Here is an 11,175-nt window from a genome sequence, read left to right on the forward strand (position 1 = left end):
TTGCTTCTTTCATTCTACCATAACCTATTCAATATTTCAAGTGATTGTTTAATATAATATTTTTATATAGTGTATCGATTAATTTTTATAAAATCATTTTTGTTTTAGATAAAAAAGAAATATAGTAACTCACTAAAACAAGCCTATATTGTAAATAAAAAATAACATCATTTAAATATAAAATGCTGACCTTTTTGTTAAGATTTGTAAATATTAGCTTGGATATCTTTTACTTACAGTTGGAAAGAAAATTATAAAAAAGCAATGCATATTAAAGTTGTAATATCATCCGTTGATAATCTATCATTGAAAAAAATAGCTGTACCAATATATAAAGCGATTTACTATTAAATAATTTAAAAAATTTTAGTAGCTATAATATAACCGCTAATGTAATTATTTTTATATACCAATAATTTTTATAAATTCTTATTTATGTTAACGGCTTGCATAAATGGAAATAACATCGCCAGAATCAATATCTATATCAACATTTATATCATCTATAACTATTCCGCCTGCCCCAATGTCCATCCAATTATCTTGCGTTATCTCTTTCGAATAAAAACTTATTGTATAACAGCTAAATCCATTATTTATTCTTATATAATTATTAAAAGATATATAAAAATGATCGATATCGTATTTATATTTTGTCACAAATTCGCTTTTCTTTGCTGCTTCTATCGCTTTGAATAAAAAAGGCGTATACTTTTTATCAAGTTTAAAAATAGTACCTTCGTTCATTATATAAGTACTCCTTACCGAAATACTATATTGTACTTGAATAGCCACACCAGTGACTATTTTCTATTTAGAGATCACCAATAGATTAGAATTCTAATTCATCCCACCAAATATCGATAAGTGGGCTAGTTTTAACACTTTTTAGACCGTGTTCGTTTAGCCATTTTATGACAATGTCACGATGTTCTTCGGTACAATTGCCTAGTTTTTGGGTGCAAATAATCCCTTTCCAATTTAAATAACCACTACCCTCATAAGCTAAACCATTGGGTTGAACAGCCTCAAGAATAAACTGATCGACAATATTATCTAAAGTTTCTTCAGTTGTACCTTCTTCAAACGACCAACTAACGGTAAAACCTAATTCTTTAAACTCTTCAATGTGTAATTTTTTTCGTAAACGTCTGCTGCGATTTACCATAATAATTTCCTTCTTATTAAATATAAGTTTGCTTATTTTTAGTGTGATTATGTTTATTGGAGGTTTTCACACCATTTTGATTGGATTGCGACGATCGATTTGAAGATGAACTTCTTTTTTTTGCTGGCGCACGCCTTGGTGGCGATTTTTTTACAGGTTCAGCTTTAATTTTTGGATCAACTTCAAACCCTTTGGTTGTTAATTCTGGAATCTTTTTTTTAATTAATTTTTCAATTGCTTTTAATTGTGGCAATTCATCAATGCACACAAGCGAGAGAGCTTGCCCTTGATTCTGCGCTCGACCTGTTCGACCAATACGATGAACATAATCCTCAGCAACTTGAGGGAGCTCATAATTAACAACGTAAGGTAATAACTCTATATCAAGACCTCGAGCGGCAATATCTGTGGCAACCAATGCCCTAATTTGTCCGCTTTTAAAATCAGCTAATGCTTTTGTACGAGCTCCTTGGCTTTTATTCCCATGAATAGCTGCTGATTTAATGCCATCTTTCGTTAATTGTTCCGCTAAATGATTTGCACCATATTTGGTTCGTGTAAAAATTAACACTTGTTGCCACTGATTTTTACCGATTAAATAAGACAGTAGCTCACGCTTACGACGTTTATCAACTCGATGAACATATTGAGTAATTTGATCTGAAGCACTATTGGTTTTTGCTACAGCAACAGATTCAGGTGACTGCAAAATAGATTGAGCCAAAACTTTTATTTCATCCGAAAAAGTTGCCGAAAACATTAAATTTTGCCGTTTTTTAGGTAGCTTGGCAATCACACGACGAATATCATGTATAAATCCCATATCTAACATGCGATCAGCTTCGTCCAACACCAGTATTTTAATCGTTGACAGATCCACCGCATTTTTTTGCTGTAAATCAAGCAATCGCCCTGGTGTTGCAATTAAAATATCCACACCACTGCGCAATTTCATCATTTGCGGATTAATACTCACCCCACCAAAAACTACTAATGAACGAATGGACAAATAACGACTATAATCACGAATATTTTCACCTATTTGCGCAGCCAGTTCGCGCGTTGGGGCTAAAATCAAGGCATATAAAGGACGTTTGCCTTTTTTAGGTTTTGGATTATTAGCTTCTTTTGCTTGCTGTTCAATAAGCTTTTGTAATATTGGTAAACCAAACCCTGCCGTTTTACCTGTTCCTGTTTGTGCACTCGCCATAAGGTCTTTACCAGATAAGATTACAGGTATAGCTTGTTGTTGAATGGGAGTTGGATCGGTATAGTTTTGTTCTTGAATTGCTTTTAAAATCTCAGTATCTAAACCAAGAGAGCCAAATGACATGAAATGTATCCTAAATAAATAAAAAATAAATTATTCATATGTATTATAAAGCAATTCAATAATATTTGTTTGATTATTTTGTAAATTTACTTATCGACTATTATGTATACTAATCCAAATTTTAAAATATTACACAAATCTTTACTTAAAATTATTGGAGCACCTTTAATATATAAATATGTTATAAAAAAGAGTATTGATTTGAATTGTGTTTACCTATTAAGATAGATAAATGATATTTATTATCATTTGCAATTATGTTAATATTTGACTCTTTAATAATAATTTACTGGATTAAACATGCTTTTAAACTTTAGCCACATTAAAAAGTTATTAATTGTCTCAATTTTATCGCTTTTTAGCTTTAATTGTTTTGCAAAAGATGATATCACTTTTGCAAACTTCCGAGATATACGCGATTTGAATCCACACCTTTATGGAGGTGAAATGTGGGCTCAAAATATGCTCTATGAGTCGCTTGTTCATTATAATCAAGATGGCACATTTTCTCCTTGGCTTGCCGAAAGCTGGGCTATTACAAACCAAGGAAAAACCTATACGTTTAAACTGAGAAAAGATGTTACCTTTAGTGATGGTGTTAAATTCGATGCTCACAGTGCAAAATTAAACTGGGATGCAGTCCTGTCAAATAAAGTGCGCCATACATGGCTTGAAATGGTACGTTTAATTACTGAAGTCAAAGCGGTAGATGATTATACTCTTCAAGTTAATCTGTCAGAGCCTTACTACCCGTTTTTGATTGAAATTGCAGTAACCAGACCCATGCGCTTTATTTCACCGAATTCAATGATCGATGGTGAAACAAAAAATGGCGTTAAATCTTATATTGGTACAGGCCCTTATATTTTAGGTGATCATAAAAAAGATCAGTATGCTGTTTTTAACGCAAATCCTAACTATTGGGGTGAGCAACCAAAACTGAAAACTGTTACCATGAAAGTTATAGCAGACAACCAAAGCCGTTTAATGGCACTTGAAAAAGGTGAAATTGATTTAATTTATGGTAAAAATATGGTGGATGCCGATTCATTTGAACGTTTTTCAGAAATTGATAAATTTCAAACATTAATGTCAAAACCTGTATCAAGCCGTATCGTATTGATGAATACCACTCGACCCGCTTTAAGCGATGCTAATGTGCGCCGAGCAATCGAACATATCATAAATAAAAAAGATATTTCGGAAGGTATCTTCAATGGTAGCGAAGCGCCAGCTGATACATTAATGGCTACTAATATTCCTTATGCAAATATTGGGTTAAAACCTTACGAATATAATATTAAATTAGCCGAAGAACTACTTGATAAAGCAGGTTGGCTAAAACAAAAAGGTCAGAATTACCGTCAAAAAGATGGCAAATCATTTGAAATAACTCTTTATTATGATAGCAATACTGCATCTCAAAAAACTATCGCACAATATATGCAAGATGAGTTTGAACAGGTTGGTTTAAAACTTAACATTCATGGAGAAGAAGAACAAGGTTATCGTGATCGCCAAAAAGCTGGTGATTTTGATATGGTATTTGATATTTCTTGGGGAATGCCTTATGACCCACAATCTTTTATGTCTGGCATGAAATTACCAGTATATGGTGATTATATGGCACAACAAGGATTGAAAGAGAAAGCTCAAATTGATGCAAGCATTAGTAAAGCATTAATTTCAACTGATGAAAAAGAACGTCAAGATCTTTACCGTTATGTGCTTGAAACATTGCATAACCAAGCGGTCTATATTCCGTTAACTTATGAACGCAACCGAGCTATCGCCATAAAATCACTAAAAGGTATTGAATTTTCTCCTTCGCAGTTTGACATTCCCTTTGAGAAAATGCATTTTTAATTTATTTTGTTAGTTAGTAATAATGTTAAATTACTTTTTTAAACGTTTAATTATGATGATACCGATTATTATCGGTATCTCGTTTATCGCTTTTCTACTTATTAATTTAGCCCCTTCTGATCCTGCTGAAGTAGCATTACGTTTAAATGAAATTATGCCCACGCCTGATGCTATTGAAAGTATGCGCCTAGAGTTAGGTTTAAATGAACCATTTTGGAACCGTTACATCAGTTGGTTATATAACGTTTTTCAACTTGATTTTGGTCGTTCTTTTGTACATCGAGATAGGCTAGTATTAGATGAGATCATTCGAAGCTTACAACCAACACTGCTTTTAGCATTATCTTCATTTATTTTTACGTTAATTATTAGTCTGATCTTAGGCATTTTATGTGCCATTTTTGTCAATTCAGTTTTTGATCATATTTTACGTATTATAATTTTTTTAGGCACGGCTATGCCGAGCTACTGGCTTGGGCTTTTATTTATCTGGTTTTTTGCTAATTATTTAGATTTACTTCCAACTAATGGATATGGCACATGGCAAAATCTAATCCTACCAACTTTAACGCTATCATTCGTTTATATTTCAACCTATATTCGTTTTATTCGTAATAACATGCTAGAAAACATGCGTAACTACTCCGTTTTTTATGCACGTAGCCGAGGACTAAAAGAACGAACAATTATTCTTAAGCATGTATTAATCAATTCGTTACATACCACTATTACCGCATTAGGGATGACAATTCCGCAATTAATTGCTGGCTCATTTGTGGTTGAATATATATTTTCCTGGCCAGGACTTGGACGGTTATGTATTGCAGCTATTATGAATCGAGACTACCCCGTTATCCAAGCTTATATTTTAATTATGGCAATATTATTTGTGGTATGTAATTTTATTGTCGATGTTATTCATCATTTACTAGATCCTCGTTTACGTGATAATGGTGGTTTGTCATGAATGTACTTAAGCAGGTTTGTAAAAATAAAACTGCATTATGTTGTTTAATTATCATTGCAACTATCATTATATTAGGTATTTTAGCCCCTTATATTGCACCATTTGATCCCAATAAAGTACGTATTATTCGTAAATACGCCCCAATGTCTGCTCAGCATTGGTTAGGTTGTGATCATCTTGGACGTGATATTTTTTCAAGACTACTTTATGGTATTCGCTCCACGTTATTTTTGTCATTATTAACCATGATTATTACCATTGTTATTGGTGCAATAATTGGCCTAATTTCAGGTTATAAACGAGGTAAACTTGACGAGTGTATTATGCGTTTATGCGATATTATGCTCTCTTTTCCTAGCCAAGTAATGATTCTTGCTATTGTAGGCGTACTTGGTGTGGGTATTGAGAACGTTATTATTGCCAATATTATGGTCAAATGGGCTTGGTATAGTCGTATGATTCGCAGCTCGGTTATCAAATATAGCCGTAAAAACTATATTTTATTTTCCCGAGCAATTGGCGCACCACATTCATTTATTATTCGCCGTCACTTATTACCAAATGTAATGTCAGAGTTAGTTGTGTTAGCCACACTAGATACTGGTTGGGTAATTTTAAATATTTCAGCTTTATCTTTCATAGGGCTTGGCATACAAGCACCAACTCCTGAATGGGGACTAATGCTAAGTGAAGCAAAAAACGTTATGATGCAGCATCCTATGCAAATGCTCTACCCCGGAATTGCAATATTAATTGTGGTTGCTGCATTTAATATGCTTGGCGATTGTTTACGTGACATTCTTGATCCTAAGGAAAAAACAGCATGAATAATAAATTACTTGAGGTTAAGAATCTTACTGTAACACTGGATAATGGCAAAACACTGCTTAATGATATCTCCTTTTGCCTTGAGCATCATCAATGTTTAGGTATTGTGGGCGAAAGTGGCTGCGGTAAAAGTTTAACTAGCAAAGCTATTATCGGTTTATTAGAACCCTACTTTTCGGTTCAAGGCAAAGTTTTATTTAACCCTAAACAGTCTAAAATAGCATTACAATCAAATGGTGATTTATTAAAACAAAACCATGAAACATTACGCCATATTCGTGGCAATGCTATTTCGGCTATACTACAGCATCCAATGAATGCTTTTGATCCGCTTTATTGTATTGGCAATCAAGTGGTTGAAACGTTATTGGCACATCTGACAATTAGTAAAAAACAAGCTATTGAAAAAACATTAACTATGATTGCTGACATTGGTCTTAATGATCCAAAACAAATCTTTAAGAAATACCCGCATCAGTTAAGTGGTGGCATGTTACAACGAATCATGACCGGAATAGCATTAATGCTTGAACCTGAATTAATTATTGCCGATGAACCAACCACAGCGTTGGATTCTATTAGTCAACTTCATATTCTGCAATTATTAAAAAATATCAAACAAAAATCGAAAACAGCAATGATATTTATCTCGCATGATTTAAGTGTTATTCACCATATCGCTGATCATATTATTGTAATGAATCAAGGCCAGATTATAGAACAAGGTAGTTGCGATCATATTTTTTATCATTCTAAAAATGATTATACACGTTACTTAATTGATACTCGTAAACAGTTATTAGCCAAATTTAACGCCGTTATCCACCCAAATAGATTGGAGACTATCTAAATGACGCCGTTATTACAAATTAATAATCTCAAAAAATCTTTCTTACAACCTAATCAAGGTTTATTTAATCGCAAAAAAACGCCAATTATTAAAGATGTTTCTTTGTCTTTATACCAAGGCGAATGTTTAGGTATTGTAGGAGAAAGCGGAAGCGGTAAAAGTACACTTGGAAAACTAATTTTGGGGCTTGAAAAACCTGATAGTGGCAAAATTTATTTTAATGGGCAAGATATAGGACAACGTGCATGGCGAAAGTCTCCAATGCGACGAGAAATAAGCGCTGTGTTTCAAGACTACAACACTTCAGTTAACCCTTATTTTACCGCTGCTGAAATTATTGCCGAACCCATTTATATTTATGACAAACTTACTGCAAGCCTACTTAAAAAGCGAGTAATTGAACTATTAGAACAAGTAGGATTAAATGAATCATTTTATCATCGATTTCCCCACGAAATGAGTGGTGGACAATTACAACGTATCTGTATTGCACGAGCAATTGCCTGTTCACCTAAATTTGTTTTATTTGACGAGGCAGTAAGTTCACTTGATATTACTGTTCAAACTCAAGTTTTATCGTTATTAGTTGATCTGCAAAAACAGTTAAATTTAACAACCATTTTTATTACACATGATTTAGCGACTATCACTTATCTTTGCGATCGGGTGATCTTCTTTTATCAAGGACAGATTGTCGAACAAGTTGATAAAATAGCCAATTTAAATCAGGTTAATAATATTTATTCTAAACAACTTCTTAAATCTATTTTAGGTTTTTAAATTATGGCAACTCAATCTATCGTTAATAAACAATATCGTTTTAAAGATTACTTAGCGTTAGTTATTCCGTTTATTATTTCAACTATTACAACTCCATTACTGGGCGTGGTCGATACCGCATTGGTTGGACATTTACCCAATCCAGCCTTTATTGCAGGCATTGCTGTTGGCGCTGTTATTTTTAATACTATTTATTGGCTTTTTGGCTTTTTACGAGTTAGTACCACTGGTTTTGCAGCACAAGCATTAGATGACCCGTTACTGTTGCGAGCATCTTTAATTCGCCCTTTATTTATAGCTATATTTTTAGGAATTATTTTTATCATTTTTCAACAGATGATATTTTCTTCCTCAATGCACATTATCAAACCTAATGAAGAAGTAAAGCATTACGCGGATATTTATTTCTCTGTCTTAATTTGGGGAGCACCGTTTGTCCTTATCAACTACGTTTTAGTTGGTTGGTTAATGGGAATGTCTAAAGTAAAGGCTGTGCTATTTCTACAAGTATTAATTAATCTGCTTAATATTATTATGGCAGTAATTTTTGTTTGGGGCTTTCATTGGAATGTGCAGGGAGTTGCCTTTGCAACACTAATTGCCCAAATAATTTGTACTTTGTTAGGCATTTGGTTTATTTATCGTAATTTACCGAAATCCAATCAACAAACTGATTTAAAATCGATACTATCTTGGCAATCATTAAAAGGAGTGATTTTAGTTAATACCAATTTGATGATTCGTACCATTTGTTTATTAATCGTTACCAACCATTTTATCTCGATTGGTTCGAGTTTTAGCACCGAAGTGTTAGCTGCTAATGCCGTTTTGTTTCAAATTCACTATTTAATGGCTTATTTGTTTGACGGGTTTGCCAATGCCTCAAGCGTATTTAGCGGTAAGGCGAAAGGTACTAAAGATATTAAGTTATATAATCAAACCTTACATTGGTCACTGCAAGCTTGTATTATTTGTCCTCTAATATTAGTTGCTTTATGGTTTGGATTTAATACAACAATTATTAAATTATTAACCAATCAAACCGAAATCATCACAATCTGTTTGCAATATCAATATTGGCTTACTATCTTTCCTATTGTGGTTGCTGGTGGTCTTATCTATTATGGCGTTTTTTCTGGGATCAGTTACACTTCTTCTATTCGTGATTCTATGATTCTTGCCTTAATTTTATGGCTGATATCACAATATATCTGTGTACCAATATGGGGAAATAATGGATTATGGCTTTCTTATATTTTATTTAGCTTAGGTAGAACTTTATTTTTAGTAATGTGGGTAAAAAAATCTAAAAGATATATTCTAAACTAAATAACCAATTATCTTTTAAAAGTCTAAAGTATTTATACCGTTCAAAGCATTAATTAGATAGTTTATATAAAAGATAATACAAAGCTTTTGTTTCTGAATTAACCTGTTGTGTAAGCAACTATACCATTTTGTATTTTTAAAATATATCGTATATTTTAAATAGTTAAATCATAGCTATGGTTTAATAAACTTACTATTTGTTCAAACGGCACAGAACCGTCGAGCATTATTGTGATCCAGTGATTTTTATTCATATGATATGCAGGTAATATATCTGAATTAATTTTTATTATAGAAATTAATTCAGGATCAGATTTAACATTAATTATTTCCACCATATCTTTTGAATTTAGACCTAACTTATTCTTTCCCACTGACATAATTAACCCCAACCATTTAGCATTAGTTTTATGTCTAATAACCTGATAGTTAGTATAATTTTCAAAAGGGTGGTCAATTTGAATATTGTTCAAAGTATGAGCATATTCAATTAATTTATTCTTAAGGCTTATTGTTATTTTTCTTTTTCAATTCACCAAATCTAACACAATAATATAAACAGCTTATTTAATATATAACATGCTAATTAAGCCTTATAAAATCATTGTTATACATGATAATATCAAAATAAAGTGTCAACAATAGCTATAAATTTAACCTATTTATTTTTGTTCTTTACAAATTTCATCTATTGATAACGTTGCTGGCACATTACGATCATCATTGAATTGAAAACGAAATAAAAACCGAATATCATAAGCACGTAATACTTCAATCACGTCTTGCTTATTACAAAATTGAGCATTAAGCCCAAGCCTGATATTTTCTGTAATGTCTACTATTGATACACTTTGGCTATCGGTCGGCATATTATATTCAAAAACAATATTATTAAGATTACCAAAAATGTTAGTTATTTCATAACCCGCATCCACTTTAACCGGAAATTCGCCACCTTCACCTAATATCGACCTTTTTGCACTATCGGCAAAAGCTTTAGTTATGTTTGCTGATGGTGGTAATTCAGCACTATACGCATTCGAAATTGTAAAAAGAGCAGAAAGTAACACTACCAATTTCATTAGCTTTTTCACTTCAATATTCCTTACTTTTAGATTTAACAGTCATATTGATTTTATTATAAAAAACATCTAAATGAAAAACAAATCAAATAAATTCACAACAAAATAAGCGGTTTATAAAATAACTATATGAAAGAATTGATATTTATACTTAATAGTCATATCGTTATACATACGTCACAATTAATTGCTGACAACTAAAAAATATCATTTTAAATCGATACAATCAAAAAAGGTAACCATATTGGCTACCTTTTAATAGTATTAACTGAATAAAATTACTTTTTATGTGGATGAGGATCTTTAACTGAATCACCCTGTCCAGACATAATATACCAACCATTTTTGCTGTGCGGTTTTTTATTATAATCAGGGCAAGGAGGTAACGATTTCTTACTTTGGTTAGAATAAATATAGCCACAGTCAGCGCACTTATAAGTGCCAGACGAAACATCACTACCGTATGGAGCAAATTTTTGTACCATTATAAGTCCTCCTAATAAATTAGTGATAAACCCAATGCTTATCACTGTTATATCTAACCGCTGATTTAAGAAAAAAGCAAGTGTAGTTTTTTAAAAATTGCTCAATAAACAAGTCTTTTTAGGTGATATAAAAACCATCAGGTAGAGTGTTGATTTTATTAAATTTTTATTTATCAGTTGCCAAGCTGTTTGTTAATATTTCTAATTCTACAGATCTATCTGAAATAGAAATCAAACAAGTTTGTAAATACCCCAAACTTAGTACACAACTCACGTAGAAAATCATGCTGCCTGTTTTAGTGTTTTATACTCAATCGGTGTCATGTTATTTAATGCCTCATGCGGTCTTTCGGTATTATAAATCATTAACCATTCTTCAGTTATTCTCCTTGCTTGCGCTAAGTTGTTAATAAGCCAACAATGGCACAACTCATAGCAATAGTAACTGAATGATTTTGTTGTAGTTGCTGTGCCCACGTTTTACGTG

General features: G+C 32.2%; 13 protein-coding genes. 6 read left to right on the top strand and 7 right to left on the bottom strand.

Annotated features, from left to right (window positions below):
* Positions 1-438: 438 nt before the first annotated feature.
* The 3 genes from J6569_RS05575 to rhlE all read right to left on the bottom strand — a co-directional run bounded on the left by J6569_RS05575 (position 439) and on the right by rhlE (position 2,501).
* Complete coding sequence (locus tag J6569_RS05575; RefSeq protein ID WP_085164088.1) at positions 439-747, bottom strand: hypothetical protein; 309 nt, start codon at positions 745-747, stop codon at positions 439-441.
* Positions 748-832: 85 nt separating this feature from the next.
* Complete coding sequence (locus J6569_RS05580) at positions 833-1,171, bottom strand: YggL family protein (protein ID WP_296318000.1); 339 nt, start codon at positions 1,169-1,171, stop codon at positions 833-835.
* A 13-nt stretch (positions 1,172-1,184) separates the two neighbouring features.
* Entirely contained in the window at positions 1,185-2,501 is a 1,317-nt protein-coding gene (gene rhlE / locus J6569_RS05585) for an ATP-dependent RNA helicase RhlE (protein ID WP_081296834.1), read from the bottom strand.
* Between the two features lie 300 nt (positions 2,502-2,801).
* Here rhlE and nikA point away from each other — a divergent pair, with 300 nt between their 5' ends.
* Genes nikA through J6569_RS05615 form a run of 6 tightly spaced genes read left to right on the top strand, consistent with a single transcriptional unit; the run spans position 2,802 to position 9,121 of the window.
* The gene (nikA, locus tag J6569_RS05590; protein WP_296317996.1) at positions 2,802-4,367 is read left to right on the top strand and encodes a nickel ABC transporter substrate-binding protein; all 1,566 of its coding nucleotides are present in this window, start codon (positions 2,802-2,804) and stop codon (positions 4,365-4,367) included.
* Between the two features lie 22 nt (positions 4,368-4,389).
* On the top strand, positions 4,390-5,334 hold the full coding sequence (gene opp1B, locus J6569_RS05595; RefSeq protein WP_065589797.1) for a nickel/cobalt ABC transporter permease: 945 nt from the start codon (positions 4,390-4,392) through the stop codon (positions 5,332-5,334).
* Positions 5,331-6,161 carry a nickel/cobalt ABC transporter permease gene (gene opp1C, locus J6569_RS05600; RefSeq protein ID WP_085164092.1) on the top strand — a complete coding sequence of 277 codons (831 nt, stop codon included), beginning with the start codon at positions 5,331-5,333 and terminating at the stop codon, positions 6,159-6,161. The genes opp1B and opp1C overlap by 4 nt, the downstream gene beginning before the upstream one ends.
* Positions 6,158-7,012 (top strand): ABC transporter ATP-binding protein, encoded by an 855-nt coding sequence (locus tag J6569_RS05605; RefSeq protein WP_296317997.1) that lies wholly within the window; start codon positions 6,158-6,160, stop codon positions 7,010-7,012. Before opp1C ends, J6569_RS05605 begins: the two co-directional genes overlap by 4 nt.
* Entirely contained in the window at positions 7,013-7,792 is a 780-nt protein-coding gene (locus J6569_RS05610) for a dipeptide/oligopeptide/nickel ABC transporter ATP-binding protein (protein ID WP_065589794.1), read from the top strand.
* 3 nt (positions 7,793-7,795) lie between these two features.
* The gene (locus J6569_RS05615) at positions 7,796-9,121 is read left to right on the top strand and encodes an MATE family efflux transporter (RefSeq protein ID WP_296317998.1); all 1,326 of its coding nucleotides are present in this window, start codon (positions 7,796-7,798) and stop codon (positions 9,119-9,121) included.
* A gap of 155 nt (positions 9,122-9,276) precedes the next feature.
* Here J6569_RS05615 and J6569_RS05620 read toward each other — a convergent pair whose 3' ends face one another.
* The 4 genes from J6569_RS05620 to J6569_RS05635 all read right to left on the bottom strand — a co-directional run bounded on the left by J6569_RS05620 (position 9,277) and on the right by J6569_RS05635 (position 11,165).
* On the bottom strand, positions 9,277-9,594 hold the full coding sequence (locus J6569_RS05620; protein ID WP_218055898.1) for an MmcQ/YjbR family DNA-binding protein: 318 nt from the start codon (positions 9,592-9,594) through the stop codon (positions 9,277-9,279).
* A gap of 189 nt (positions 9,595-9,783) precedes the next feature.
* Positions 9,784-10,215, bottom strand: a complete 432-nt coding sequence (locus J6569_RS05625) for a hypothetical protein (RefSeq protein ID WP_065589791.1) — start codon at positions 10,213-10,215, stop codon at positions 9,784-9,786.
* Positions 10,216-10,481: 266 nt separating this feature from the next.
* Entirely contained in the window at positions 10,482-10,688 is a 207-nt protein-coding gene (locus J6569_RS05630) for a hypothetical protein (protein WP_034910630.1), read from the bottom strand.
* Between the two features lie 282 nt (positions 10,689-10,970).
* Positions 10,971-11,165, bottom strand: coding sequence for an integrase core domain-containing protein (locus J6569_RS05635; RefSeq protein WP_296317999.1), 195 nt, complete (start codon positions 11,163-11,165; stop codon positions 10,971-10,973).
* Positions 11,166-11,175: the final 10 nt, after the last annotated feature.

This window comes from Gilliamella sp., from assembly GCF_024104075.1.
Taxonomy (GTDB): domain Bacteria; phylum Pseudomonadota; class Gammaproteobacteria; order Enterobacterales; family Orbaceae; genus Gilliamella; species Gilliamella bombi.

Bases quoted from the DNA above. Each gene is read 5' to 3' on its own strand.
- J6569_RS05575 (WP_085164088.1), bottom strand. From the start codon at position 747: ATGAACGAAGGTACTATTTTTAAACTTGATAAAAAGTATACGCCTTTT.
- rhlE (WP_081296834.1), bottom strand. From the start codon at position 2,501: ATGTCATTTGGCTCTCTTGGTTTAGATACTGAGATTTTAAAAGCAATT.
- nikA (WP_296317996.1), top strand. From the start codon at position 2,802: ATGCTTTTAAACTTTAGCCACATTAAAAAGTTATTAATTGTCTCAATT.
- opp1B (WP_065589797.1), top strand. From the start codon at position 4,390: ATGTTAAATTACTTTTTTAAACGTTTAATTATGATGATACCGATTATT.
- opp1C (WP_085164092.1), top strand. From the start codon at position 5,331: ATGAATGTACTTAAGCAGGTTTGTAAAAATAAAACTGCATTATGTTGT.
- J6569_RS05605 (WP_296317997.1), top strand. From the start codon at position 6,158: ATGAATAATAAATTACTTGAGGTTAAGAATCTTACTGTAACACTGGAT.
- J6569_RS05610 (WP_065589794.1), top strand. From the start codon at position 7,013: ATGACGCCGTTATTACAAATTAATAATCTCAAAAAATCTTTCTTACAA.
- J6569_RS05615 (WP_296317998.1), top strand. From the start codon at position 7,796: ATGGCAACTCAATCTATCGTTAATAAACAATATCGTTTTAAAGATTAC.
- J6569_RS05630 (WP_034910630.1), bottom strand. From the start codon at position 10,688: ATGGTACAAAAATTTGCTCCATACGGTAGTGATGTTTCGTCTGGCACT.